Origin of the sequence: Pseudomonas syringae pv. cilantro (genome assembly GCF_001293775.1) — a bacterium.
GTDB classification, from domain to species: Bacteria; Pseudomonadota; Gammaproteobacteria; order Pseudomonadales; family Pseudomonadaceae; genus Aquipseudomonas; species Aquipseudomonas syringae_P.
This window is the reverse complement of the sequence record NZ_LGLN01000024.1, coordinates 1-25,558: the sequence shown is the minus strand read 5'-3', so window position 1 is coordinate 25,558 and position 25,558 is coordinate 1. Positions and strand designations below refer to the sequence as shown.

Genomic DNA, 25,558 nt, shown 5'->3' with positions numbered 1-25,558 from the left:
GGCTCCTGATCAGGATTTGGAAATAACCTGCTGCTGAACACTGGCCTGATTGGCGACCAATGGCAAACGCAGCGTGAAGCAGGTTCCCATGCCGAGGGAGGATTGCACCTCCATCTGGCCTTTGTGGTTATTGGTGATGATGAAGTACGACACCGAAAGCCCCAGTCCAGTGCCCTGACCGATTTCCTTGGTGGTGAAAAACGGCTCGAACGTCCGCTTGCGAACGTTTTCCGACATGCCGATGCCGTTGTCTTCCACCTGAATCTCGGCCCACGGCGGATTGAGGCGGGTGCGCAGAATGATGCGCCCTGGTTCTGCGCTGTCCGGCCGCTGGTGAATAGCCTGCGCGGCATTTTTCAGCAGGTTCAGCAGCACCTGCTCCAGCTCGTTGGAAATGCACGGCACCGGGCCCAGCTCCGGGTCGAACTGGCGAATGATGTGCTGGCCCTTGAAGTCGAATCCGATGGTCAGGTCGAAGTCGTTACTGGCGATTTCCACCGCTTGATCGATCAGCGCAGGCAGATCGCACGGTGCCAGCTGGCGGCTGCTCAAGCGGCTGAAATTGAGCATGTGGCTGACGATTTTCGCCGCCCTGGCGCCTGCCTGTTGAATGCCGTCCAGCAGTTTTGGAACCTCGCGGCTCTCCAGGTATTGATTGACCAGCGCCAGATCGATGCCATCGGCTTCGGCCTGCTCGACGTTTTTCGGCAATTCCGGAGACAGGCGCCGCCTGATGTTCTGCACGTTATGCAGAATGGCCCCCAGCGGGTTATTGATCTCATGCGCCATGCCCGCCGCCAGCCCGCCGACCGAGAGCATTTTCTCCGACTGCACCATCATTTCTTCCAGCGAGATACGCTGAGTGATGTCATCGATGCGGATCACCACGCCGCGCCCGGCATCGCCCGTCAACGGGTAGAAGGTCAGAGCGTAGTGGCGCGCCTCTTCGTTCTTGATCCAGGTCACGCGCTCGATCTTGGTCACACTGTGCCGCTCGACGGTGTGTTTGATCTGCGGCAGGAACGAGCGCATCGGCTCGAAGGCGAGAAAGATCGGCTGGTTCAGCGCTTCGTCCAGCGTGGTGCCGGACAGCGCAGTGGCTTCCTGATTCCACTGCGTCACGTAAAGCTGCTCGTCCAGCGCGATCATGGCCGAGGGCATCGAATCGATGATGCTGTTGAGGTAATTCTGGAAGCCGGTGAGCTTTTTCTCGATCTTGCTGCGCACCTGCACTTCCAGTTCCAGCTTGCGGTTGGTGTGACGGGTTTCCTCGGCCAGCCCCTGTGCCTGATCGTAGGCTTCCTGAGAGTCGTCGCGGGCGCGTTTGAGTTGCTGCTCGCGGGCCTCGATACGCGACAGCATGGTATTGAACGCTTCCGCCAGACTGCCGATTTCATCCTCGTTGCCAGGCTCGGCGCGCAGTGCGTAGTTCTCTTCGCGGGTGACGCGTCGGGACAGTTCTTCCAGTTGATAGATAGGCTCGGTGATCAGGCGCCGGATCTGCCGGGCGACGACCAGCCAGAGCAGCACACTGAACACCAGGATGCCCAGGCTGGCGGTCAGCGTGCCGGTGTAGAACGCTGCAGGCAGCTCGCTGCTGGCGACCAGCAACAGATGCCCTGGCGGTTCGTCGCCTTTGGGCACGGTAATCACCTGGGTGCTGCGAAATTCGGTCAGACGCCAGTTGTCCAGGTCTTTGAAATGCCGGGGCAGCTCGAGGCTTTCGCCCTGATGCATCTGCTCCAGCCGCTCGCCGTTGTTGTCATACAGCGCTGCCGCCCGTAACGGTCCGTAGCTTCTCAATTCCTTGAGCAAGGCGCGCGCCTCCTTCGGCGAGTACAAGGCCCGCTCGTTGAGGTTGGCGCTGCTGATCAGGCGGCCGATGGTTTGCAGGGCCTGCGGGGCCATGGCCTCTTGAGAGATGTAATAGGCCGCGCTGATGAAAGTCAGGTTGGCGACCAGCAGCACGGTGGTCATCAGGATCAGCAGGGCGGCCAGCAGTTTCTGGCCGACCGGCAGGTTTTCCAGGCGTTGGCGCAAAGGCATGGGCGAGTCGCAGTGGCGGGTGGTGCGAGCAGGGTAGCGCGGGCTAGTCAGTACGCAAACCCTTGCTTGCCAGATGAGCTGTCAGAAGCGTCTGCAAATGCTGCAGGTGTGGCGTCGGGCAGTGATGGCGAACTGCCTCAGCGCAGGCATAGCCGAGCAGGTAACGGATTTCGGTGCGTCGCCGGTTGGCGACATCCTGATGCATTGACGCGTAGTTGGCTGCCGTGGCGTTGATCACGCGCAGCACTTCGCTGTGCAGGTCTTGGGCGGCAGCGGACTGACCGCAGCGCTCCAGCAGTTGCGTCAGTTCGGCGCAGAGGGTTGCAACCTCGCCGCCATGTTCCAGCAGCCCCCCATTACGGCAGTCGTGCAGCACGGTCAGCGGGTTGATCGCGCAATTGATTGCCAGCTTGCGCCACAACCGCGAGAGGATGTCCGGCGTCCATTCATGAGGAATGCCGCTGTCGTGCAAATCCTTCAACAGCAGCGGTGCAACCGGGTTGGTGGCATCACCCAGCCAGGTGAAACCGTGGCCGGCGAACCTGACACACCAGTCCGATTCACGAAATGCACCTTCGGTGCTGGAGGCGAAGAGGCAGCGAGCGTCGGGAATGCGCGCTGTCACCGCGTCCTGACTGCCCAGGCCGTTTTGCAGCAGGATGACGTCGGCGCCCTTCGCAAGGCGCGGAATCAACTGCGCAACGGCCTGTTCGGCATCGTAGGCCTTGCAGGCGACCAGCAGGCGTTCGATCGGTTCTTGCCGATCTGCCGTCTGCGCATCGACGGGATAAGCCTGGGGCAGCGCGTTTTCGATCAGCGTCACGCAGCCGCCATTGGCGCGATACGCCGCCAGCCGCTCGGCGTCACGCAGTATCAGCCGCACCGGCAGGCCTGCCCGGCGCAGACGCGTCGCCCACAGGCAACCTAGACTGCCGGCCCCCAGCACATGCCAGATCACGGCCATCAGCGTGGCACGATCATGGACGGAAACGGTCTGCTGAACGTGAAAACAGGGATGTGCATGAAAGGCTCACAGTGAACGCAGGGAAAGTCTCGTTATAATGAGCGTTCTTTCAAACCGTCAAGTCATGCGTGCCCGATCCTTGTGCGCACGCCGTTTATCTGGAGAACATACATGCCCTCGTTCGACGTAGTGTCCGAATTGGATAAACACGAAGTCACGAATGCCGTCGACAACGCCATCAAAGAGCTGGACCGTCGCTACGACCTCAAAGGCAAAGGCACGTTCGAGTTCAAGGAACTGACCATCACGTTGACGGCTGAAGCGGATTTTCAGCTGGAAGCCATGATCGAGATCCTCAAGCTGGCGCTGGTCAAGCGCAAGATCGACGCCAAGTGCCTTGAAGTCAAAGACGCCTATGCGTCCGGCAAGCTGATGAAGCAGGAAGCCACGCTGCGCGAAGGCATCGACAAAGAGCTGGCGAAGAAAATCGTTGCTCACATCAAAGAAGCCAAGCTCAAGGTTCAGGCCGCCATTCAGGGCGAGCAGGTTCGGGTGACCGGCAAAAAGCGTGACGATCTGCAAGAAGCCATCGCTGCACTGCGTGCCTACGATGCGGACATGCCGTTGCAATTCAATAACTTCCGTGACTGAACATGGGTACTGTGCTGCGGGGAACCCTTGCGGTCCCCGGCCAGTCCGAATCGCCTTGAGCGCGATTTGACGTCGGTTCGTAACGGGTAATGGGGACAACAATGGATTTAAACGCTGAAGTCGGTCATCTGTGGCAAGCGTCGCAGGCGTGGATTCCGATGATCATGGAATACGGCAGCCGTTTGCTGCTGGCCCTGGTAACGCTGTGCCTGGGCTGGTGGCTGATCAATCGGCTAACCGGCAGGCTGGGCGCCTTACTGGCGCTGCGCCACGCTGATCTGGCCTTGCAGGGCTTCGTCAGCAACCTGGCGAACATCATTCTGAAAATCCTGCTGGTGGTCAGCGTCGCGTCGATGATCGGCGTCGAAACCACCTCGTTCGTGGCCGCGATCGGTGCGGCCGGTCTGGCCATCGGTCTGGCCTTGCAAGGCAGCCTGGCGAACTTTGCAGGCGGCGTGCTGATTCTGCTGTTTCGTCCGTTCCGTATCGGCGACTGGATCGAAGCCCAGGGTGTGTCGGGAACCGTCGACAACATCCAGATCTTCCACACCGTCCTGCGCACCGGCGACAACCGTACCGTGATCATCCCCAACGGCAACCTGTCCAATGGCATCATCACCAATACCAACCGCCAGCCGACCCGCAAAATCACCTTCGACATCGGCGTCAGCCATGATGCGGATTTGAGGAAGGCCTTGCAGGTCCTGCTGGACATGGCCGATGACCCCCGCGTGCTGCAAGACCCGGCCCCGCAGGCCGTGGTGGCAGCGCTTGGCGAGAACGCGATTACCCTGTCATTGCGGGTCTGGACCAGTACGGGCGATATGGGCGATGTGACGTCGATGTTCAACATCGAGGCGCGCGACCGTTTGAAGGACGCCGGAATCGAGATTCCACTGCCGCAGCGGATTGTGCGGGTGGTTCAGGAATAGTGGTCAGACCGATATGGGAAAGCCCTGGCTCGCGAGAGTCAGGGCTTTTTTTCGCCCTGCGGTCACTACATCCTGGCCAGCGTAGTAATGATGGTAATTGCCGCAACGACGGCGGCCACTGCGTTGATCCAGAACACTGTGCGTACTGTTCTGGAAAGCCGCCACGGCTTTATGGCGATGGCATACAGCAGCAGAAAGATGACCGCAAAGATTTCAATCTGCGCGAGGATGACCGTGCCGCCGCTGAAAGCCATCGATCCGGACGGATCGGCAGGCCCGCTCGACAGGAATGCGGCGCCGATGATCGGCAGCCAGATTCCCAGGCTGATAAGGCCCAGTGGAACCGGGTTGAAAGAGCGTGCTTTGTTTTCAGTGTCCAAGGGTGTTCCTTGATGGGTTAGCCAGGGATCAGGGCTGGTCGACCGGGGAAACCTGCTTGGGCTCCTCGGTCTGCGCCGTACGTATCTCTCTGTTCCATTGCAGGATGATCATCACCAGCGTCGGGATACCCAGCAGGGCGGTGATCAGGAAGAAGTTGTGGTAGCCGAACTTTTCCACCACCACACCGGAATAACCGCCCAGCAGGCGCGGCAACAGCAGCATGATGGAGCTGAGCAGGGCGTATTGCGTGGCAGAGAACTTCAGGTTGGTCAGGCTCGACAAGTAGGCGACGAACGCCGAGGTCGCCAGCCCTGAGCTGAGGTTGTCCAGTGAGATGGTCAGGATCAGCATCTTCACGTTCGGGCCCATGTCTGCCAGCAGCAGGAACAGAATATTGGTCGATGCCGAGGTCAGGCCGCCGATGAACAGGATCGGCATAATGCCGAAACGCACGATCAGCAGCCCTCCGACACCTGCGCCAAGCAGGGTCATGATCAGGCCGAAGATCTTGCTGACGCTGGCGATCTGATCCTTGGTGAAGCCCTGATCGATATAGAACACGTTGGCCATCACGCCCATCACCGTGTCCGACATCCGGTAGGTGGCGATCAGGCCCAGCAACAGCAGGGCCTGCCAGCGGTAGCGCATGATGAAATCGTTGATCGGTGTCAGCACCGGTGCCAGACCGCGCCGGCCCATTGCAGACAGGCAGGCGAAGGTCAGGAGCGTGTAGAGAATGGCGCGCAGAAACGCCCGGTCTTCCAGCAACAGGTCCATCCAGCTGGTGCCGTCGAACAGCACGCTGGCGAAGTCGGTGTTGTAAAGCTGGGTAAACATCGCCGGCACGGACACCAGCAATACGATCAGTACGAACACCGACGCCAACTGGTGAGTGAAACCGTAGCGCGCGGCCGACAGCTGAGTGCGCAGCGGCACTGGTGGCTCGCGCATGATCAGCGTAGTGACCAGCGCGGGCAGCATCAGCAGGCCGAACAGCACATAGGTGCCGGTCCATGCCGAATGCTTGTAGGCAAAGCCGGTCGAGCCGAAGCCTTCGGCGAAATACAGCGCGCCGGCGGTTGCCAGCAGCGCGGCGACCCGATAGCCCGACATATAGCTGGCGGCGAGGGCGGCCTGCTGGGTGTCTTGAGCGATTTCCAGACGATAGGCATCGATGGCGATGTCCTGAGTCGCAGAGGCAAAGGCCACCACTACCGCAATGGCGATCAACCACGACAGGTGTTTTTGCGGGTCGCAGAAACCCATGCCGATCAGGCCCAGAATCACTAGGCTTTGCGCAAGCACCAGCCAGGAGCGGCGGCGCCCGAGTTTGCCGAGCAGGGGCAGGCGCCATTGGTCGAGCAAGGGCGACCACACCCATTTAAAGGCGTAGGCCAGACCGATCAGACTTGCATAGCCGATGGTTTCACGAGCAACACCCGCTTCGCGCAACCAGACGGATAACGTTGAAAAGACCAGCATGTAAGGCATGCCCGCAGCGAATCCGAGCAGCAGTAACACTAATGTCGACGGGCTGGCATATGCGGCGAGCGCGGCGCGCCAGGTTTTACGGGGCATGGGCTGGAATCTGCCTCAGGTTACGAAAACAAAGGGCGCACTCTAACCGCTGTGCTATAGCGGACGCCAGCCATGGCGCTGCATATCAACCCGATTATTCGTAACGGTAACGCCCTCGGCCCGTAAACGTGCGCGCTGTTCGTCACCGGAAGCGCTGCCGACGGGCAGGCTGATGCGACCGTCAGCCCCTAAAACCCGGTGCCACGGCAGAGAGGAGCCGTCCGGCAACTGACTCAGCGTGCGCCCGACCCAGCGCGCGGCGCGGCCCAGGCCTGCCAGCTCGGCCAACTGACCGTAGGCGACTACTTTGCCCTCCGGTATTTGCGCCATGGTCAGGTAAAGAGCGGCACGTCGCACTTCGTCAGGCGACTGCCCGTCTGGGTAAAGTAATGTCAAGTTCGGGTCAGCCACACATTAATCCTGTATAAAAACGATATTGATTGTCGTTCGCTGAACTTTTGCTGAATCAGGCTGTCTGTTACCACCGTGCTTGGTGGTACATGGATCGCCCCGACGCCTTCCCGCAGGATAATGCCCGATTTCCCGCCTTACAGAGCCTAGTTATCGCTTATGTTGTCCAGAACCCTGCTGTGCCTTGCAATCACCGCCGTCTCCACTCCGTTGCTTGCCGATACCGTCTGGTTGAAGAACGGCGATCGGCTGACCGGGACCATTAAAGTGTTCGATGGCGGCAAGTTGCTGCTGCAGACCGAGTACGGCGGCGCCATCGCGCTGGACTGGAAACAGGTCAAGACGCTGAAAAGCGACCAGCCTTTGCTGGTCAAGCAGGACGAGCACACCGGCGAAGTCGCCAAATCGTTGCAGGCTGCCGATGACGGCAAGGTCGTGCTGGCCAATGGTGATGCGCCCAAGACCGTCGAGCTGGCGAGCATTCAGCAGATCATCAAGCCGAAACCGGTGATCACCGATCTGGTCTGGAAGGGCAATATCGATGCCGCGCTGGACTTCCAGCAGGCTGAAAACGATACCAATGACTACAACGTCGCCTTCAAGACCTCGGCTCGTCATGGCGACTGGCGCCACAATGCCAGGGGCGATTACAACCGCGAGACCACGGACGAAGTGGTCGGCACCGACAACTGGAGCGCCGAGTACTCGCTGGACCGCTTCCTGACCGAGAAATTCTTCTGGGACGGCCGCATCAGCTACAAGCGTGACAAGGTCGAAGATCTGTCCCGTCAGCGCGTTGTCGGTACCGGTCCCGGTTATCAGCTGTGGGATGACGAGCTGGGCGCCTTTAAAGTCGGCGCGCTGCTCAACCGCACAGACTTCGAATTCTCCAACGGCCAGAAAGAAAACTTCTACTCCGTGGCAGGCACCTGGGACTACACCCGCTACCTGATCGGCAAGAAAGTCGAATTCTTCACCAACGGCGAACTGGGCAAACCGTTGAGTGCCGTAGCCGATTACTCGCTGGATGCCGAGGCAGGCCTGCGTTACAAGGTCACCGATTGGGCGTCGCTCAATCTGAAAGCCGAGAAGAACGTCATCAGCGGTTCGAGCAATGGCGACGTCGACAAGACGCGCTACACCGCTGGCTTTGGCGTGAGCTGGTAAGCGACTGGCAGGNATTTGGCACGCAACCCGAAGGGTCGGGCCTGCCTTGCCTCGCGGCAAAACAGACTCCGACGCGGCCGCGATGAAACAGGAGCAGATCCTAGATCCGCATCGCGCCATCCAGCTCCAGGATGCGTCCGCTGAAATAATCATTCTCCAGAATATAAGCCACCGAGTGCGCAATCTCGTCCGGCCTGCCCATGCGTTTGAGCGGTATGGCTGAGGTCATTTTTTCCAGCGCCTCAGGCTTCATGCTGCCGGTCATCTCGGTCTCAATGAACCCCGGCGCCACGCCCGCCACGCGAATGCCATAGCGCGCCAGCTCCCTCGCCCACGTCACTGTTGCAGCCGCGACACCTGCCTTGGCGGCTGAATAGTTGGTCTGTCCGATATTTCCGGCCCGGGAAATCGACGAGATGTTGATGATCGCGCCCTGACTCTTCTGCTCGATCATTTTCGCTGCCACTTCGCGGGTGCAAAGAAACACGCCGGTCAGGTTGACGTCGATGACCGCCTGCCATTGCGCGAGGCTCAGCTTGGTCATCACGCCGTCCTTGACCTTGACCAGCAGGCCATCACGCAGGATGCCGGCGTTATTCACCAGACCGTGAATGGCGCCAAAATCGTTAGCGACCTTGTCGACCGTGTCGACGACCTGATCTTCGTTGGCGACGTCGCACAGGTAGGCGCGCGCCTTGACGCCTAGCGCTTCGCAGGCGGCGACCGCCTGGTCCAGCTTCTCCTGATTCAGGTCCAGCAACGCAAGGTTAGCGCCCTTGCTGCCCAGATATTCGGCCATGGCTCTGCCCAGGCCCTGGCATCCGCCGGTGATTATTATCAGCTTGTCTTTCAATTCCATGTGCGTGCCCAATCAGTTGATCGTTTCCATGGCATCACTGGCTGGATGCGAGTGCTAATGCCATAGCCAGACGACGTTATATTCTGTTTCCGCGCGCTCGTCTTCCCTTCGCGGCAAGACGCTGCAGCAGGGGCTCCAGCCAATGCCCGGCGCTGCTGTGACCGAAGATTTGCCCTGCCTTGAAATACACCGATACACGTTCGTGAAGCCTGTGTTCAGCCGGTTTATGCGCATAATCAGCCTGCGACCGAGATGCGCGGAGCTTGAATTAACGATCTTCTGACATCACATACGGTCTACTCGGAAGGCATTCTTCCCCTGAGGAACTCATTTGATGCGTGTTTTTTTGCTGCTGTTCTTATTATTCCCGGTGCTCGAGCTCTTTCTGCTGGTTCGAGTCGGGATGTCCATCGGCTTTCTCTGGACCTTTCTGCTGGTCGTCGCGACGTCCATGCTCGGGCTGTTCGTGATGCGAGTGGCCGGTTTTGCAACGGCGCTGCGCGCGCGCGAAAGCCTGACGCGCGGCGAGTTGCCTGCCCAGGAGATGCTCGAAGGCCTGATGGTTGCTGTGGGTGGTGGTCTGTTGCTGCTGCCGGGTTTCATCAGTGACATTCTCGGCGTGATCTGTCTGTTGCCGATAACCCGTCGCCTGCTGATCAGCAAAGTGCGCCAGCGCGCTCAGGATCAGGCGATGCGTCAACGCGCTTTTGCTGACGATTTGCAAACACCCGCCAATCAAGGGCCCGCCAGCCGCCCCAGTGCGATTCACCAATCGACCCGCGAACCCGACGTCATCGAGGGCGAGTTCGAACACCGCGACAAGTAACCTGCACAGCCTCGCAGCGCGGCACCTTCGGGTGCCGCGCTGGTTTCAGAACGGGTATCGGATTGTAAAAATTTTCTGTGCCAAGACTTGTAATCAACTCGCTCGCCCTTATGTATGGGTCACCGCAAGGTTTCTGGCCTGAAGGCCAGACCGTATTCTGCGGTTCGCGCGTCGAACCGTAACCGGCAAGTCCGGATTTGAACCGGCCAGTGCACTCACCGGCCGATAAAAAAACATAATCAGGAGATCGCAATGAAGCTTCGTCCTCTGCATGACCGCGTCGTCATTCGTCGCAGTGAAGAAGAAACGAAAACTGCCGGCGGTATCGTTCTGCCAGGCTCGGCTGCTGAAAAGCCTAACCGTGGCGAGATCGTCGCTGTAGGTACCGGCCGCGTGCTGGACAACGGTGAAGTGCGTGCGCTGGCCGTAAAAGTGGGTGACAAGGTTGTGTTCGGCCCTTATTCCGGCAGCAACACAGTGAAAGTAGACGGCGAAGACCTGCTGGTGATGAGCGAGAACGAGATTCTTGCTGTTGTCGAAGGCTGAGTGCTCCCGCTGATTTCCGTTACCACAAAGTATTCAAGGAATAATGATCATGGCTGCTAAAGAAGTTAAGTTCGGCGATGCTGGCCGTAAAAAAATGCTCGCCGGTGTAAACGTCCTGGCTGACGCAGTAAAAGCGACCCTGGGCCCAAAAGGCCGTAACGTCATCATCGAGAAAAGCTTTGGCGCTCCGCTGATCACCAAAGACGGTGTGTCGGTTGCCAAGGAAATCGAGCTCAAAGACCGTTTCGAAAACATGGGCGCGCAGCTGGTCAAAGACGTTGCCTCCCGTGCCAACGATGACGCCGGTGACGGCACCACGACTGCTACCGTTCTGGCTCAGGCAATCGTCAACGAGGGCCTGAAGGCTGTCGCTGCCGGCATGAACCCGATGGATCTGAAGCGCGGCATCGACAAGGCGACCATCGCCATCGTTGCTCAGCTGAAGCTGCTGTCCAAGCCGTGCACCGACACCAAGGCAATTGCCCAGGTCGGTACTATTTCGGCGAACTCGGATCACTCCATCGGCGACATCATTGCCGAAGCCATGGAAAAAGTGACCAAAGACGGTGTTATCACCGTTGAAGAAGGTTCGGGTCTGGACAACGAGCTGTCTGTTGTAGAAGGCATGCAGTTTGACCGTGGCTACCTGTCCCCGTACTTCATCAACAAGCCGGACACCATGGTGGCCGAGCTGGACAGCCCGCTGCTGTTGCTGGTTGACAAGAAGATCTCCAACATTCGCGAAATGCTGCCGGTTCTGGAAGCAGTCGCCAAGGCTGGTCGTCCTCTGCTGATCGTTGCTGAAGACGTTGAAGGCGAAGCGCTGGCAACTCTGGTTGTCAACAACATGCGCGGCATCGTCAAGGTTGCAGCGGTCAAGGCGCCAGGTTTCGGCGACCGTCGCAAGGCTATGCTGCAGGACATCGCTGTTCTGACTGGCGGTACCGTCATCTCCGAAGAGATCGGTCTGAGCCTGGAAACCACTACCCTGGAACACCTGGGTAATGCCAAGCGCGTCATTCTGAACAAAGAAAACACCACCATCATCGATGGTGCTGGCGTTAAAGCCGATATCGACTCGCGCATCTCTCAGATTCGCCAGCAAATCGGCGACACCAGCTCGGACTACGACAAGGAAAAACTGCAAGAGCGTCTGGCCAAGCTGTCTGGCGGCGTTGCAGTGATCAAGGTCGGTGCCGGTTCCGAAGTTGAAATGAAAGAGAAGAAAGCCCGCGTTGAAGACGCCCTGCACGCAACCCGTGCAGCCGTTGAAGAAGGCGTGGTACCTGGCGGTGGCGTAGCACTGGTTCGCTCGCTGCAGGCTATCGAAGGTCTGAAAGGCGACAACGCCGATCAGGACGTCGGTATCGCTCTGCTGCGTCGTGCAGTCGAAGCGCCTCTGCGTCAGATCGTTGCCAACTCCGGCGACGAGCCAAGCGTGGTTGTCGACAAGGTCAAGCAGGGTTCGGGTAACTTCGGTTACAACGCTGCTTCCGGCGAATACGGCGACATGATCGAAATGGGTATCCTCGACCCGGCCAAAGTGACTCGCTCTGCTCTGCAGGCGGCGTCCTCCATCGCCAGCTTGATGATCACCACTGAAGCAATGATCGCTGATGTGCCTGAAGACAAGCCAGCAGGCGGCGGCATGCCGGACATGGGCGGCATGGGTGGTATGGGCGGCATGATGTAAGCCGGCTTTACCCCTTAAGCTACACCCATAAAGAACCCCGCCTTGTGCGGGGTTTTTTATGCCGGTAATTTGGGTCGGAATACTCAGTGAGTCGCCTGAGTTTCCGTTTTTACCTGCTGCTTGGGCGTAGGCCGATACAGCACGAAATAATAAACCCCCAGACAGATCAACCAGCAAAACACTGCCGTCCAGATGTTATGGGAAAAGAAGTGCGCCCCTTGCAGCATCCGGCCGATGGAAAATATCGATCCCAGACCGAAGGCCAGCGCCAGTCCCGCTTTTGCCAGCCGTGGGCGACGATCCCGCAGCGCAAAAAACAGTGCAAACAGGGTAAAGCCGGTCGCCGCATGACCACCCGGCCAGCAGCGTCCGGGTTTTTCGGTGGCGGGGCGCGGGCTCAATAGTTCGCTGTAGGTTTCCTCGCCGCCGAACTCTTTCAGGCTCCACGGGCATTGCACCGATGTCACGACTTTCACCGGGGTGACGAAGGCGGTCGACAGGGCCATGGACAGCACCAGGCAACCCAGCTCCCTGCGCCATGGAATCAGACGTTCTACCTTGAATGACGCGGCAAAGCCGATGATGGCCAGGGCACCGAAGGCCATGACCATTTGTTTGGCGCGGTCGTGCAGCACATCTTCGAGAAAGTGACTGTGCCTGCCGATGAACTCGCCACTGACCGGGTCGTAGGCCATTTTGGCGATGTCCATGTCCAGCGAGGTCAGTTCGAGCAGCACCAGCACTATCGCGACAGTGATGGGGATGCCCAGATAAATCCATGGATTGAGCGAGCGAGAGTAGGGCGGGGCGACGGTTTTCGACATATCGAATCCAGAACGATGGGTGAACGGCGGCTGTTTTTACGGGCTACAGCAGGTCTCAAAGTGTGTCATGGGCGTTGTTGATCATAGGTGAAAAAAACGTCATGCCATTTCGGCGCTGGCTCTGAGGCCCACTTCGTCTTAAGCTGCGCCAGCCCAAACTGCATATGAGAGTGCTCCATGCGAATTCTTCTGGTTGAAGACAACCGCGACATCCTGGCGAACATGGCCGATTATCTGGGCATGAAAGGCTACACCGTCGATTGCGCCCAGGATGGCCTCTCAGGACTGCATCTGGCAGCCACCGAGCATTACGACCTCATTGTTCTCGACATCATGCTGCCGGGCATTGACGGCTACACGCTGTGCAAGCGCCTGCGCGAGGACGCCCGTCGCGATACGCCGGTCATCATGCTGACCGCCCGCGACCAGCTGGACGACCGTTTGCAGGGGTTTCGCTCGGGGGCTGACGACTATCTGCTCAAGCCGTTCGCCCTGTCCGAACTGGCCGCTCGTATCGAAGCCGTGTTGCGTCGGGCGCAGGGCGGTGGGCGACGCACCTTGCAGGTGGGCGATCTGATCTACGACCTCGATACGCTTGAGGTGACGCGCGAAGGCCGCCTGCTCAAGCTCAACCCGGTCGGGCTCAAGTTGCTGGCCGTGCTGATGCAGAAGAGCCCGCACGTGCTGCGTCGCGAGATTCTTGAGGAAGCGTTGTGGGGCGACGATTGCCCGGACAGCGACAGCCTGCGCAGCCACGTGCACCAACTGCGTCAGGTGATCGACAAACCGTTCGCCAAACCGCTGTTGCAAACCGTGCATGGTGTGGGCTATCGCTTGGCCGAGGGCCGGGATGGAGTTTAAACAGAGTCTTGCCCAACGGATCATCATTGCCTTCGCTTTGATGAGCGCACTGGTGGCCGGGTCGTTTGCCATCGGCATCATTTCCACCGTCCATCTGGTCGAAGAAAAACTGATCTCTGCGGGCCTTGGCGGCGACCTCAATCGCCTGATGTTGATGGACAGTGTCAGCGACTGGAGCCACCGTCCCAAGCCTGATCAGTTGTTCTATTTCAGCAACGGCCCTGGTGACTTCGATCTGCCCAAGGACCTTCGGCATCTTGAACCGGGCTTTCACGAGGTTTTTCGCGGGCCATTGTCTTACCACGCCATGATCGAGGTGGTGGACGGTCGGCATTACGCGCTGCTGCAGGACCAAAGCGACTTCGAAGAGCGCGAGCGGGTGCTGTTTGCCGTCGTGCTGGTGGGCTTCGTGCTGGCGCTGGCGCTGGCGGTGTTTCTCGGCTGGGTGCTGGCGCGTCGCGTCATGGCGCCGGTCGTGCGCCTTGCCAGGCAGGTCCGTCATCGTGACCAGCTTCTGGGGCTGGCACCGCCGCTGGCACCCGATTACGCCGCCGATGAGGTGGGTGAGCTGGCAGTCGCCTTCGACGCTACGCTGGGCCGCCTCAGACAGGCGCTGATTCGCGAGCGGATGTTTACCAGCGATGTGAGTCATGAGCTGCGCACACCGTTGATGGTGCTGGCCAGTTCCTGCGAGCTGCTGCTGGAAAATCCTGCACTCGACCAGCGCGCGCGTCGGCAGGTCGAGCGGATCGGCCGTGCCTGTGAGGAAATGCGCGATCTGGTGCAGACCTTCCTCATGCTCGCCCGCACTCAGCGTGAAGACCCGGCCATGACGCCGAAAGCCACCCTGGTCGGCGTGGCCGAACAACTGATCTCGCAGTGGCGCGACCCTATCGAGAGCAAAGGCCTTACGCTGACCTACAACCCTCCACCCGAAGACCAGGTCTCGGACATTCGTTACAACGCGACTTTCCTGCACGCGGTCATGGGCAACCTGCTGCGCAATGCCCTGCATTACACGGACGAAGGCTTCATCATTCTGACCCTGCAAGCGGAAAGCTTCACGGTCGAGGACAGCGGCGTCGGCATTCCGGAAGAAAAACGCGAAGCCATGTTCGAGCCGTTCGTGCGCGGCAACGAGCAGCGGGGTGAAGGGCTGGGGCTCGGCCTGTCACTGGTACAGCGCATCTGCGTCAATCAGGGCTGGAGCGTGGATCTGAGCCCCATGGAACCGCATGGCTGCCGGTTCAGCGTGACCCTGAACGTCGTCAAGTCCTGAGTCCCTTCTCTGACAAAAAGCGTCAGTGTGTGATCGGAAATCGACTGCATTTCGTCGATTGGTCACACACAGTGCTTATCTCTCTGTAAAATCTCGATACACCTGTATCACCAGCGTGACAAATTTTTCACGTTGAGATGACCTGACAGTAACGGCGTGGCCTCTACTTTGGCTCGCATCACTGTCAGGAGCTGCCCTCATGAGCGAGCGCATAGAACTCGAGTTTTCCCGTAAATACGACAGGACGCACGCCCGTCGATATTTTGAAAAGCATCAGGATGGTCTGTGGCGCAAGCTGTCGCACCATCGTGACGAGCAACTGGCCAGAAAGGCTTTGCACATGGCCGGTGACCCCGGGCTCGTTCTGGATCTGCCGTGCGGTGCCGGTCGTTTTTGGCCATTACTGGCCGAAAAGCCCAACCGCTCGATCATCGGCGCTGACAACTCTGTCCATATGCTTAACACCGCCATGGAGTCGCAGCCGGCAGAAATTGTGAAAAGGGTACAACCCTTGCAGACATCTGCCTTCGATATTGATCTGCCTGACAACGCGGTAGACAGTATCTTTTGCATGCGTCTGATGCACCATATTGGTCAGTCCACCGACCGAATGGCTCTATTGAGGGAGTTTCAGCGGGTGACCCGGGACAGCGTGATTGTTTCGCTATGGGTCGACGGCAACTTCAAGGCCTGGAAGCGCGGACGTCTGGAGAAAAAACGTTCGCAAAAAGGTGTGCAGGAAGGTTACCAGAACCGTTTTGTGTTACCTGTAACAACAGTAGAAACCGAATTTGAGCAGGCCGGATTTCGCATTCAGAACCGAATGGATTTCCTGCCGATGTACGCCATGTGGCGTGTCTATGTCTTACGTAAAAGGTAAAAAGATGGGTTTGCAGTCCTCGAAAAAGCCAGTTGTGAACTCGATCCAGGATGAGTTCAGCCATTTCTGGAGCAAGCGCGGCGAATGGGTTGAAGAGCCTAATGTGCGACGCGGCGGAGAAAGTGGCGTACAGCGGCTGCTGATGGAGGACGGCAAGACCCTTTACGCCAAACGCCAGACGGGTCATATCTACCGCAGCCTGTTGCATCCGCTCGGACGCCCGACGGTCTTGCGTGAACGCGAGGCGCTCGAAGGGTTGCGCAAGCAGGGTGTGGTCGTACCGGAAGTCGTGTTCTGCGGTGCCAGACGCGGCGATGAAAATGCTTGGCAGGCGCTGTTGGTCACCGTCGAACTGGTGGGTTTCGGAGAAATCCAGAAATGGCTCGATGCCGGCGGAAGAGAGCGCCATGGCGAGCTGTTTTACGAGCGGATGCTCAAGGAAGTCGCAACTACCCTGGCGCGCATGCACCTCGGTCGCTGGCAACACAGCTGTCTGTACATCAAGCACATTTTTGTCCGCGTAACCGGCGAAGGCCCCGACGCCGACGTCCAGGTGGCCTTGCTCGATCTGGAAAAAGGCCGGCGCCGCGTGACCGCTTACGGTGCGGCCCAGCACGACATGAAACAGCTCAGACGCCATTCGTCATTCAGTGATGCAGACTGGCAGAAGCTGGTCTATTTTTACGAGGCGGCATTTGGCAGCTCCATCAAAGGTTTAGAGTCATGAAACTAGAAATGGCAAGAGGTCTGTTTGTGTTCGGTGCGCTGGCGACAGCGACCGTTGCAATTGCTGCGTTTGAGCAACCGGCGACCCGGATACTCAGCGCGGTGCATGGTGAGGGGTACTGTCCGATGCCGCGAGTGGCGAAAAGCCTGGTTGCGGTGAGCCCGGATCACGACCTTTTGCTGCTCATGTACGGCCTGGTTCAGGGAACCGGCGTTCGTAACTGAGCCTGTTTCACGTCCATCCAAAGGCCCCTTCAAGGGGTCTTTTTGCATGCGGTCGCTTGTGTCGACAGTTACGCCACGTGCAAGTGGTTGTCCCAAAGCCCTGCGGGCAAATCCAGAGGCTTGGCCATTAATCCGGTTTTGCGGCAATCGTAAAACCGGCAGCGGCCCTGGCCTGACGTGACCACGAAACCGTCTGCCACTGCACCAACGCCCGCGCAGTCCGGCAGCGGTGCGTCCAGTTTCAAGGCGCCGCTGTCCAGATCCCAGATGAAAAACCGATTGCCACGCGGAGCCGTGAGAGCGACCAGTCGCAGCTCGCTGTGCACCGCGACGCTGGCCGTGTAGTGGGCCATCGCGCGCAGTTGCTCTTCTGCCACCGGAAACGCCTGAAATGGCTGGCCCGGACGCTTGATCGCCAGCAGCTCGGCCAGTTCGTGGCTGGGCCCCATGAACTGTTGGCCGGCAACGATGGTGCCGTCTGCTGCGATGCCCATATGCCGCACGCTGTTCATCTGCTGCGACAACACTTCCTTGCTCAGCAACGTCCCGTCGCGCTGCATCAGCACCAGGCTGGGCTGCATCGCATCGAGGTTCATTTCAACGCGGCTTTCCGCTTCAGTGCGAATGCCACCATTGGCAACTGCCAGGGTTTCGCCGTCCGGCATCCATGACACCTGATGCGGACCGATGCCGTGCGTTGGTATTTCGCCTGAATACTCCAGTCGCTCACCGACAAATCGATAGACGCCCAGCAGACCGCGACCTGGATCGCTTGTGTCGTTTTCCGTGGCGTAAAGCCATTCGCCGTCACGATGGATCACGGCATGCCCATAAAAGTGTCGATCGGGCTGTGAGGTGATGGTTTGCAGCAGGCTGCCGTCGCGCAGATCGATAAGGTAGCTTTCGGTGCCCGGACGACGCGCGATGAACACCGCCAGCGGCAGGCCCGGATGGTTGATGATGTCGTGACAGCGCTGGCCGACCTGGGTGGCGAATACCTGCGTGCCGTCAAGTCGGTAGCCCACTGCGTAATGCCGACCGTCGCTATCGTCACGCGCGGAAAGCAGCAGGGGACCTTGGTCCTTTTGCCTGAACAGCGTCCAGCCGCCGAGCATGCGAGCACTTGGCAACCATTTGGTGAGGGCCATGACCTGACGTCGCAACATCATTCGTATCCTCTGATCAGTCGCCGTCGTTGGCGTTGAAGCCCAATTGAATACCCAGCGCCTTGGCCAGTTCGCCCTCATGCAGGCGATGCACTGCGTTCAGGCTGTCATAGAACGCATTGAGTTGCTGGCGTCCGGCCTCGCTGGCCAGCAGGTCGGCCAGCGGTGGCTTGAGCTCCGTGAGCAGTTTGCGGCTGGTGGCGTAGGCTGCATCGATTTTGTCGGCCAGTGGTTTCTGTTCAGCCGGGAGCAAGCCTCGCAAGCCCTTGTTATCCACTCCTGTCCAGACTGTTTCGGCGCTGATCAGGCTGGCTTCCAGACTGCTGAGCGACGCTTTGCTGCGCCATGCGTCAGCCTGGAACGGCTGCGGCTGGCCTTTGCTCTGGCGACCCAGCGGGGTCCCCAGTTTTTTCTTCAGGCTGTCCAGTGCGGTGACCTGAACCCGCAGCAGCTCGGCAATGGCTTCATGGGAGTCGGCGTAACGCTGGTTGGGAAACTTGCTCAGTTGCGCGAGCATGCCGTCAGTGCTGTTCCAACTGTTGAGTATTTCTTCCGCCAGTTGTTTCTGGCGTTCACCAATGGCCATCAACAGCGGGCAGTAACGCGCTTTCTGCTCGGCATTGGCCATGTCGATTTCAGCATCGAACAGGATGTATTCGTAAGCGGACAGACCCTGAACCACGACGCTGGCTTTGGACAGTTCATCGGCTGTGATTTGCGGCTGCGCGGCAACCAGTTGTTCGACCTGACGGCCAACCAGATTCTTCTTGTCCGGCCAGAACTGTATCTGCCAGGCGCGATTGCCCTCGGCCAGCGGGCCGATCAAAAGTGGCTGCAACTCGGCCCAGGTCTTTTGCGCCTTGAGGAAGTCGGCGCGGGCGGCTGCCAGATCGGTCTTGCCCTGGCAAAACGCCAGAGCGCTGGCTGCCAACTGACGATCAGCATCGACCCAGCGGCTGTAGGTCGGCAGGATCACCTGCTTGGCGATGGCCGCAGACGTGACTGCTTGCGGGTCGGATGGCGAACAGGCACCCAATGCGAGAGCCGCAAGGCTGGTCAGCAACAACTTGGGTCGGAACATGTCCGGCTCCTTATTTTTGAAGAAGTAATGTTGGAATTGGGCGCAATCATAACGAATTCAGAAAGGCCAGCAGCGCTTCACGCTGTTCAGCGTCGAATGTCAGCACTTTGCGTTGCGCAGCCTGCGCCTCGCCGCCGTGCCAGAGTATCGCCTCAAGTACATTGCGGGCGCGACCATCATGCAACAGTTGCGTGTGTCCGCTCACGGTGCCGGTCAAGCCAAGCCCCCACAGCGGCGGCGTGCGCCACTCGCTTCCCGTGGCTTGAAACTCAGAACGATTGTCGGCCAGCCCGTCGCCCATGTCATGCAACAGCAGATCGCTGTAAGGGCGAATCTCCTGATTGGCGAGTTCGGGCTCGGCAGCATCGCCACGGGTCTTGAACGCTGGCGTGTGGCACTGCTGACAGCCCGTCTCGAAAAACAGATTCTTGCCAGCGAGTACTTGAGGATCATCCACTTTGCGCCGCGCCGGAACGCCCAGGTTGCGGGTGTAGAACTCCACCAGGCGCAGGATGTTGTCGCTGACCTCCGGTTCGCCGTTCGGGCCATTGCCATTCGGCGCTGCCAGGCAATCAGTCTGGACCGGGGTGCAATCATCGAAACGACGCAGGCTGGTCGTCAGCCCCATGTCACCGGCAAAGGCGTGCACGTTCTGCTGATTGAGATTGGGTTGCCCGGCTTTCCAGCCGAACCGGCCCATCACGACTTTTTGCTGCGCGTCGTCCCACACCCAGTTGGCGCGACCGGAAATACCGTCGGCGTTCTTGTCATCGGGGTCGGCGTTGGCGAGGATGGCCTCGTCTGCAATGGCTTCCAGCAGCCCGAGGCCGATCATCGGCGGGGCGATACGCGCCGAAATTTGAGTATCCGGGTGCATCGGGCCGTAGCCCAACTGGGTGATGCTGAGGGTGGGCTGACGCAACTCTACAGTCGTGCCGTCGCGAAACATGACCGCCAGCGCGTCGTATTCGACCCGCACCTTGCCCTCCGGCGCCACGCCGGGGTTGGCCATATCCTGCAACTGTCCGCCGTAGGTTGGTTCAGGCAACACCCCGTTGTGACGGATCAGATCGGCGTAGGCCGGGTCGTCCGGAATCGACAGCCTGACCAGCATCGACACCGCATTGCTGTCGCTGGTTTCCGGTGGGTGGCCCCGGCCGTCCTTGATATGGCAGTTCTGGCAGGCGTTGGTGTTGAGCAATGGCCCGAGGCCGTCGCGAGCGGTGGTGGTGGATGGAGCGATCACCCACGGGCTGCGGAAAAAACTGTTGCCGACGCTGAAGTCGAGCCGTCGCAGCGGAGACAGATTGGCCGATGGCATGGAGAACGCGTTCTGGTCAGTCTTGCGCACTGTTGCGCTGCCTGCGGACAACGCTTCGCCCGGCTCGGCATGAGTGAAGCGCGGGGCGTCGTCGCACGCGCTCAGGACCAGAGTCGTGAGCAAGGCAAGAGAAAGACGGAACCGCGTACTCATACACATCCTGCAACGAGGCGGAAATCAGGGCGTGCAAGCTTATCAGTCTGCTGCAGTTTGAATAAGAGGGATTATCGTTTACTGCATCTGACGTAATGCGTTGTTACGAATCTTTGAAGCTGGCCGGCCCCTGGCATTTTTGCTTATGCTGCATGGGCCGCCCAACAGAGATTATCCGATGGAAAATCCGGACAACAGCGCGTTCGTGACCACCACCCAGGCGCTGGAAGCGCTGTATGGTCCGATTGCGCCGCCTTCCCTGATCAAGGAAGTCGACCATATTCACCCGGCCTACCGGCCCTTCATCGAAGCCGCCCCTTTTGTCGTGCTGGCTTCTGCCGGGCCCGATGGCCTCGATGCGTCGCCGCGTGGCGATCAGGCGGGCTTCGTGCACATCGAAGACAGCAAGACGCTTTACCTGCCTGACCGACGCGGCAACAACCGGATCGATACGCTGCGCAACATCGTCAATGACCCGCGCGTCGCGCTCTTGTTTCTCATCCCCGGCGTCGGTGAAACCCTGCGCATCAACGGAACCGCGCAGATCTCGATTCAGCCCGAACTGCTGGCGCGTTTCGCAGTGAAGGGCCAATTGCCCAAATCAGTCCTGCGCATCACCGTGACCAGTGTGTATTTCCAGTGCAGCCGGGCAACCATCCGGTCAGGCCTGTGGGACGCGACACAACACATCGAACGTAGCTCGCTGCCTTCGGCGGGGCAAATACTGAAAGCAGTTTCAGCCGAGCAAATCGATGGTGACGCCTACGACAAAGCCTTGCCCGGACGGATTGCGGATACGCTGTATTGATCAGGGCTGATGCCTGATCAGCCTTCGGTCTTGCTCGGGTTGTTTTCCCTCTCGCGAAAGTGCTCGAAGATGCTCATCCCCTTGCGAAAGCTTCTGCGGACTTCTTCACTTTGCGCAATCAGTTCGGCACTCGGGGATTGCCATTGATCGCGAGGCAGGGGCTTGGACCAGTTCTGCACCGACTTCGGGAAAGCTGTTTTCGGCAGTCGCTCGACCCAGGTGGCGATGTGGCAGGGCAGGGTCCAGCCGCTGCATAACTGGATCAAAAGAAAGCCGAAGAAGTAGCGCAAGTAGCCGTGGTCAAGCAGATAATCACGGCGGCACATGTGGAAAAACTCCACGGTGCCTTGCTCAGGAGTATCGCCCATCATCGGCTTGGGCAGGGCGTCTGGACCTTCCTCCATGTACGCGCGGATGGCTTCCCACTCGCTGACGGCCATGCCGAGCGCGAAGGTTGGCACCGTGAGCCACATCACTTGCCCGTCCGAGGCACCTACCAGGCCGATCATCAGCGCGAACTTCTGCTGAGAGCCATATTCCGTTGGCACGATGCTGCTGCTAACGCAAGCAATGACTTCTTCCCACGGAATAAACCTGGGCGGCTGGCCGCGTTTGGCGACGTACGCTACTTCGCGGCGCTGGCGATTGAAGCGGATGGGGGGGGTGGTGGAAATTTGGTAAACGGCTTGGAGCAAAAACAGTCCGTAGCTGGCGATCAAAAAAGAAAAAAATCCCCAGATAGGCCAGTTAGGTGAAAAAACCGTGGCGACGATTTCGAAAATGGGGCGTCCAGAGTTGAGGTAGTCAGTTATTCCCAGCCCAAGACATAGGGTGAAGAACTGACGTGCGTCTGCGGCTGCCGCAAACACACGATTGGCGAAGAAGTCAGCGAGCAGCTTGAAATCGTGCCGATGCAGATCCGTGTGATCAAACACGTGCGTAAAGTTTACGGTTGCCGCGACTGCGAGATGGCACCGGTTACTGCGGACAAGCCGGCTCAGCTAATCGAAAAAAGCATGGCCAGCCCGAGCGTACTGGCGATGCTGCTGACCACCAAATATGTCGACGGCTTGCCCCTGCATCGTTTCGAAACAGTGCTGAGCCGGCATGGCATCGAGATACCGCGTCAGACCTTGGCTCGCTGGATAATCCAGTGCAGCGAACACTTCCAGCCGCTGCTGAATTTAATGCGCGATAGCCTGTTGGGCAGCCGTGTTGTCCACTGTGATGAAACACGGGTACAGGTGTTGAAAGAACCTGACCGAGAGCCGACCAGCCAGTCCTGGATGTGGGTGCAAGCCAGCGGCCCGCCAGATAAGCCAGTGATCCTTTTTGACTATTCCACCAGCCGCGCGCAGGAGGTACCGACCCGCCTGCTCGATGGCTATCGTGGCTATCTGATGACCGATGATTACTCCGGTTATAACGTGTTGGGCGCGCAAGCTGGTGTTGAGCGTTTGGGCTGCTGGGCGCATGCAAGGCGCAAGTTTGTTGAGGCCCAAAAAGTACAGCCCAAAGGCAAGACGGGACGTGCTGACGTCGCGCTGAACTTGATTAACAAACTTTATGGCGTAGAGCGTGATCTGAAGGACGCATGTGACGGCGATCGTAAAACAGGCCGTCATGGTCGGAGCCTGCCGATACTGGTTCAGTTAAAAAGCTGGCTGGAAAAGACGCAGCCACACGTTACGTCTCAGAACGCCTTGGGCAAGGCCATCGGTTATCCGGCGAGTAACTGGAATAAACTGGAACGGTATGTCGAAGAAGGCTACTTGCCGATCGACAACAACGCTGCCGAAAGAGCAATCAGGCCGTTTGCCATCGGAAGAAAGAACTGGTTGTTTAGCGACACCCCCAAAGGGGCGACGGCCAGCGCCCAGATCTACAGCTTGGTCGAGACCGCCAAACTCAACGGCCAAGAGCCTTATACGTGGCTGCGCCACGCATTAGAACGGCTGCCACTGGCAAGCTAGGTAAAAGATTACGAAGCGCTGTTGCCGTGGAACTGCTCGCCCGCATTGCATCACTAAGCGCGGCACCTGTTTTTGAACAGGTGGGGTTTATGGAGCGCTTACAAAAGATCCGGTATCCGTCAGCATTTAACTCACGATAATGCAGTACGCCCAGCTCACTCAATTGAGGACTGACCGGGTAGCCCAACGGGGTGGACAGGAGCTTGTCCTGGATGGCATCGATCAGGGTGTCTATGCGTTGAGCAGATGATGAGAATCCCTGATAGACAGCCAGGTGTTCAACCTGATCTTCGAAGCTTTGCTGGGCAACATCGGTAAAGCGCAGTGCAAACGTATCCATTGATGTCCATACTTACTTGTGGGCAAACCTCCTGCTCAATAGGGCTTTGAATTCGTCAGTGGAACAGTGCTTGCCTTGTGAATACGCGCAGGAGCTGATTGCCAGGAGCTTCACCTAGTGACATTCCACCGTTCCGCCAAGCTTAATCAATTTTTTACGTACGTATGGAACCAAATCCTGCCAAGGACCACTCATACGCGGTCACAGATACCGTATTGAAGAGGATATTTTAAATGGGAAACATATGTGTTGGCGGATCCAGGATGGCCCATCAGGTAAACTCTCCGGACCGAGTCAGCAACAACTCAGGAGAAGATGATAATGTAACGTCCAACCAGTTACTTAACGTCAGGCATCAACTGGCAGATGCGGCAGGCTTACCTAGAGACCAGTATGAATTCATCACTAGTCAAGCGCCCCAAGCCTTACAAAACCGGTTTAACAGGCTCTACACTCACACTCAGCGAACGTTGCACATGGCCGATATGCAGCATAGATTTATGACAGAAGCTTCAGGTGTCAATCCTGGAATGCTGGCCCATGAAAACGTTCAGGCGATGCGAGACGATATGTCCGCCTGGAGTGATATGCGGGAAGCTCTACAACACGCGATGGAAGTGCATGCTGGAATCCCAGCTTCTCCAGAGCGTTTTGTCACGACCATAAATCCGAGTGGGTCAATCAGAATGTCGACACTTTCTCCAAGGCCGTGGGGAAACTAATCAAGATATGAGACCGGATGCGCGTTCAAAAGGACTTATGGTCTGCAGACGCGCGCTAAAATATTTCGGCCTCAACCTGAGTACGCTTAGCCTCTAGTCTTGTTGCTATCAAAGCTCAGGACTAGAGCAAAAGGACTGATTCAACAGGCGGCCTTAAAGTCAAAATTCTAAATAAGTTGAAGCAGGCAATAGCGGATCAATACCTGTTCAACACTTTGTTTACCACCTAATACCAGCAATACGACGATGCCGGTAATACCATCTGAATCCATCACCTCATAAAAGATTCGGTATCCGTCAGTGTTCAACTCTCGATAGTGCAATACGCCCAGCTCACTCAATTGAGGACTGACCGGGTAGCCCAGCGGGGTTGACAGGAGCTTGTCCTGGATGGCATCTATCAGGGAATCTATACGTTGAGCAGATGATGAGAATCCCTGATAGACAGCTAGGTGTTCAACCTGATCTTCGAGGCTTTGCTGTGCAACATCGGTAAAGCGTAGTGCAGACGTATTCATTTATGCTTCTATTTATTTGTGGGCAAACCTCCTGCTCAATCGAGCTTTGAGTTCGTCAGTAGAACAGTGCTTGCCTTGGGCGTATTCACGGGAACTGATTGCGAGGAGCTTCACCAAGGCAATTGACTCATCGCGGCGCTTACGATCAGCGTAAGACTCCACCACGTAGGCCGGGACACCGTTTTGCGTGACGACCAATGGCTCATCGAGAGGCAGGTCGGCTGCGTTGCGTTTCAGATAGCTAATTGTTTCAACTCGCATGAGTTGAGACCTCCTTCTTAGTTGCACCGAGGAACTGATGCATATCGCTTGGCTGCTTTCGCATTGCCGAAGCCGCATGTTTGAAGTCCAAATGTAGTCTTTCTTCAATTTTTATTTTTCCTCCCGAGTCGAGTCCATTGATTGGGTGCAAATGACACAATCTGATTTTTTACCATTACTGGTGATAAAATACGTTATCACCACTTATTGCGGCTTTTTCTGGATCGTGTAGTTAGGAAAGGCCCTACAGTAATTGCCGAAATATCGTAAGCGCCTCATGAACCCCACATTCCCAACCAGCCATTGAAGCTTAATGCTGTGCTCCCGATTCTTTTCAGGAGCCAGCACCTCATGATGCGACCCGAC

The 25,558-nt window shown here is 58.1% G+C and carries 27 protein-coding genes and 2 pseudogenes; 14 read left to right on the top strand and 15 right to left on the bottom strand.

Annotated features, from left to right (window positions below; all coding sequences use genetic code 11):
• Nucleotides 1-9: 9 nt before the first annotated feature.
• Nucleotides 10-2,046 carry a sensor histidine kinase gene (locus tag ABJ99_RS04300; protein WP_054084752.1) on the bottom strand — a complete coding sequence of 679 codons (2,037 nt, stop codon included), beginning with the start codon at nt 2,044-2,046 and terminating at the stop codon, nt 10-12.
• Nucleotides 2,047-2,089: 43 nt separating this feature from the next.
• Nucleotides 2,090-3,010 carry a putative 2-dehydropantoate 2-reductase gene (locus ABJ99_RS04295; RefSeq protein ID WP_054084751.1) on the bottom strand — a complete coding sequence of 307 codons (921 nt, stop codon included), beginning with the start codon at nt 3,008-3,010 and terminating at the stop codon, nt 2,090-2,092.
• 171 nt (nt 3,011-3,181) lie between these two features.
• Here ABJ99_RS04295 and ABJ99_RS04290 point away from each other — a divergent pair, with 171 nt between their 5' ends.
• Complete coding sequence (locus tag ABJ99_RS04290; RefSeq protein ID WP_007248931.1) at nt 3,182-3,661, top strand: YajQ family cyclic di-GMP-binding protein; 480 nt, start codon at nt 3,182-3,184, stop codon at nt 3,659-3,661.
• 101 nt (nt 3,662-3,762) lie between these two features.
• Entirely contained in the window at nt 3,763-4,593 is an 831-nt protein-coding gene (locus ABJ99_RS04285; protein ID WP_007248930.1) for a mechanosensitive ion channel family protein, read from the top strand.
• Between the two features lie 65 nt (nt 4,594-4,658).
• Here the strand turns inward: ABJ99_RS04285 and ABJ99_RS04280 are convergent, their stop codons facing one another.
• Genes ABJ99_RS04280 through ABJ99_RS04270 form a run of 3 tightly spaced genes read right to left on the bottom strand, consistent with a single transcriptional unit; the run spans nt 4,659 to nt 6,963 of the window.
• Nucleotides 4,659-4,973 (bottom strand): hypothetical protein, encoded by a 315-nt coding sequence (locus ABJ99_RS04280; RefSeq protein ID WP_054084750.1) that lies wholly within the window; start codon nt 4,971-4,973, stop codon nt 4,659-4,661.
• 28 nt (nt 4,974-5,001) lie between these two features.
• The gene (locus ABJ99_RS04275) at nt 5,002-6,552 is read right to left on the bottom strand and encodes an AmpG family muropeptide MFS transporter (protein WP_007248928.1); all 1,551 of its coding nucleotides are present in this window, start codon (nt 6,550-6,552) and stop codon (nt 5,002-5,004) included.
• A gap of 54 nt (nt 6,553-6,606) precedes the next feature.
• The gene (locus ABJ99_RS04270) at nt 6,607-6,963 is read right to left on the bottom strand and encodes an MGMT family protein (protein ID WP_007248927.1); all 357 of its coding nucleotides are present in this window, start codon (nt 6,961-6,963) and stop codon (nt 6,607-6,609) included.
• A gap of 159 nt (nt 6,964-7,122) precedes the next feature.
• Here ABJ99_RS04270 and ABJ99_RS04265 point away from each other — a divergent pair, with 159 nt between their 5' ends.
• On the top strand, nt 7,123-8,130 hold the full coding sequence (locus ABJ99_RS04265) for a DUF481 domain-containing protein (RefSeq protein WP_054079822.1): 1,008 nt from the start codon (nt 7,123-7,125) through the stop codon (nt 8,128-8,130).
• A 100-nt stretch (nt 8,131-8,230) separates the two neighbouring features.
• Here the strand turns inward: ABJ99_RS04265 and ABJ99_RS04260 are convergent, their stop codons facing one another.
• Nucleotides 8,231-8,989, bottom strand: a complete 759-nt coding sequence (locus ABJ99_RS04260; protein ID WP_054084749.1) for an SDR family oxidoreductase — start codon at nt 8,987-8,989, stop codon at nt 8,231-8,233.
• 334 nt (nt 8,990-9,323) lie between these two features.
• Between ABJ99_RS04260 and ABJ99_RS04255 the strand changes: the two genes are divergently transcribed.
• The 3 genes from ABJ99_RS04255 to groL all read left to right on the top strand — a co-directional run bounded on the left by ABJ99_RS04255 (nt 9,324) and on the right by groL (nt 12,054).
• Nucleotides 9,324-9,815 carry an FxsA family protein gene (locus ABJ99_RS04255; protein ID WP_054084748.1) on the top strand — a complete coding sequence of 164 codons (492 nt, stop codon included), beginning with the start codon at nt 9,324-9,326 and terminating at the stop codon, nt 9,813-9,815.
• A gap of 252 nt (nt 9,816-10,067) precedes the next feature.
• The gene (locus tag ABJ99_RS04250) at nt 10,068-10,361 is read left to right on the top strand and encodes a co-chaperone GroES (RefSeq protein ID WP_003304675.1); all 294 of its coding nucleotides are present in this window, start codon (nt 10,068-10,070) and stop codon (nt 10,359-10,361) included.
• A 49-nt stretch (nt 10,362-10,410) separates the two neighbouring features.
• On the top strand, nt 10,411-12,054 hold the full coding sequence (gene groL / locus ABJ99_RS04245) for a chaperonin GroEL (protein ID WP_054084747.1): 1,644 nt from the start codon (nt 10,411-10,413) through the stop codon (nt 12,052-12,054).
• An 83-nt stretch (nt 12,055-12,137) separates the two neighbouring features.
• Here the strand turns inward: groL and ABJ99_RS04240 are convergent, their stop codons facing one another.
• The gene (locus tag ABJ99_RS04240) at nt 12,138-12,878 is read right to left on the bottom strand and encodes a phosphatase PAP2 family protein (RefSeq protein ID WP_054084746.1); all 741 of its coding nucleotides are present in this window, start codon (nt 12,876-12,878) and stop codon (nt 12,138-12,140) included.
• A 177-nt stretch (nt 12,879-13,055) separates the two neighbouring features.
• On the opposite strand from ABJ99_RS04240, the gene colR reads away from it, so the two are divergent.
• From colR to ABJ99_RS04215, 5 genes are all read left to right on the top strand, one after another.
• Nucleotides 13,056-13,739: a two-component system response regulator ColR gene (colR, locus tag ABJ99_RS04235; RefSeq protein WP_007248919.1), complete on the top strand. Its 684-nt coding sequence runs from the start codon at nt 13,056-13,058 to the stop codon at nt 13,737-13,739.
• On the top strand, nt 13,729-15,018 hold the full coding sequence (locus ABJ99_RS04230; protein ID WP_007248918.1) for a sensor histidine kinase: 1,290 nt from the start codon (nt 13,729-13,731) through the stop codon (nt 15,016-15,018). Before colR ends, ABJ99_RS04230 begins: the two co-directional genes overlap by 11 nt.
• A gap of 199 nt (nt 15,019-15,217) precedes the next feature.
• Complete coding sequence (locus ABJ99_RS04225) at nt 15,218-15,898, top strand: class I SAM-dependent methyltransferase (RefSeq protein ID WP_054084745.1); 681 nt, start codon at nt 15,218-15,220, stop codon at nt 15,896-15,898.
• A gap of 4 nt (nt 15,899-15,902) precedes the next feature.
• Nucleotides 15,903-16,625 carry a lipopolysaccharide kinase InaA family protein gene (locus ABJ99_RS04220; protein WP_007248916.1) on the top strand — a complete coding sequence of 241 codons (723 nt, stop codon included), beginning with the start codon at nt 15,903-15,905 and terminating at the stop codon, nt 16,623-16,625.
• Complete coding sequence (locus ABJ99_RS04215; RefSeq protein ID WP_042912529.1) at nt 16,622-16,849, top strand: hypothetical protein; 228 nt, start codon at nt 16,622-16,624, stop codon at nt 16,847-16,849. Before ABJ99_RS04220 ends, ABJ99_RS04215 begins: the two co-directional genes overlap by 4 nt.
• A 68-nt stretch (nt 16,850-16,917) precedes the next feature.
• Here ABJ99_RS04215 and ABJ99_RS04210 read toward each other — a convergent pair whose 3' ends face one another.
• Genes ABJ99_RS04210 through ABJ99_RS04200 form a run of 3 tightly spaced genes read right to left on the bottom strand, consistent with a single transcriptional unit; the run spans nt 16,918 to nt 20,570 of the window.
• Entirely contained in the window at nt 16,918-18,015 is a 1,098-nt protein-coding gene (locus ABJ99_RS04210; protein ID WP_054084744.1) for a DUF1513 domain-containing protein, read from the bottom strand.
• Nucleotides 18,016-18,031: 16 nt separating this feature from the next.
• Nucleotides 18,032-19,096: an imelysin family protein gene (locus tag ABJ99_RS04205; protein ID WP_054084743.1), complete on the bottom strand. Its 1,065-nt coding sequence runs from the start codon at nt 19,094-19,096 to the stop codon at nt 18,032-18,034.
• A 46-nt stretch (nt 19,097-19,142) separates the two neighbouring features.
• Complete coding sequence (locus ABJ99_RS04200; protein ID WP_054084742.1) at nt 19,143-20,570, bottom strand: di-heme oxidoreductase family protein; 1,428 nt, start codon at nt 20,568-20,570, stop codon at nt 19,143-19,145.
• Between the two features lie 178 nt (nt 20,571-20,748).
• Here ABJ99_RS04200 and ABJ99_RS04195 point away from each other — a divergent pair, with 178 nt between their 5' ends.
• Complete coding sequence (locus ABJ99_RS04195) at nt 20,749-21,378, top strand: pyridoxamine 5'-phosphate oxidase family protein (protein ID WP_054084837.1); 630 nt, start codon at nt 20,749-20,751, stop codon at nt 21,376-21,378.
• A gap of 17 nt (nt 21,379-21,395) precedes the next feature.
• Here ABJ99_RS04195 and ABJ99_RS04190 read toward each other — a convergent pair whose 3' ends face one another.
• Nucleotides 21,396-22,313: a DUF6708 domain-containing protein gene (locus tag ABJ99_RS04190; protein ID WP_412032774.1), complete on the bottom strand. Its 918-nt coding sequence runs from the start codon at nt 22,311-22,313 to the stop codon at nt 21,396-21,398.
• Here ABJ99_RS04190 and tnpC point away from each other — a divergent pair.
• Nucleotides 22,215-23,351 (top strand): annotated as a pseudogene (gene tnpC, locus ABJ99_RS04185) (IS66 family transposase); the annotation flags it as partial. The gene ABJ99_RS04190 and the pseudogene tnpC overlap by 99 nt on opposite strands.
• Here tnpC and ABJ99_RS29575 read toward each other — a convergent pair.
• Entirely contained in the window at nt 23,287-23,691 is a 405-nt protein-coding gene (locus ABJ99_RS29575; RefSeq protein WP_326828201.1) for a type II toxin-antitoxin system RelE/ParE family toxin, read from the bottom strand. The pseudogene tnpC and the gene ABJ99_RS29575 sit on opposite strands and share 65 nt — an antisense overlap.
• Before the next feature lie 12 nt (nt 23,692-23,703).
• Nucleotides 23,704-23,805: pseudogene (locus tag ABJ99_RS26575) on the bottom strand (type II toxin-antitoxin system prevent-host-death family antitoxin); the annotation flags it as partial.
• Nucleotides 23,806-23,954: 149 nt separating this feature from the next.
• Here ABJ99_RS26575 and ABJ99_RS26570 point away from each other — a divergent pair.
• A complete protein-coding gene (locus tag ABJ99_RS26570; protein ID WP_310886753.1) occupies nt 23,955-24,413 on the top strand; it encodes a type III effector in 459 nt (152 codons plus the stop codon).
• 167 nt (nt 24,414-24,580) lie between these two features.
• Here the strand turns inward: ABJ99_RS26570 and ABJ99_RS04180 are convergent, their stop codons facing one another.
• The gene (locus ABJ99_RS04180) at nt 24,581-24,931 is read right to left on the bottom strand and encodes a type II toxin-antitoxin system RelE/ParE family toxin (RefSeq protein ID WP_054084741.1); all 351 of its coding nucleotides are present in this window, start codon (nt 24,929-24,931) and stop codon (nt 24,581-24,583) included.
• A 12-nt stretch (nt 24,932-24,943) separates the two neighbouring features.
• A complete protein-coding gene (locus ABJ99_RS04175) occupies nt 24,944-25,192 on the bottom strand; it encodes a type II toxin-antitoxin system prevent-host-death family antitoxin (RefSeq protein ID WP_005618754.1) in 249 nt (82 codons plus the stop codon).
• Between the last annotated feature and the right edge of the window lie 366 nt (nt 25,193-25,558).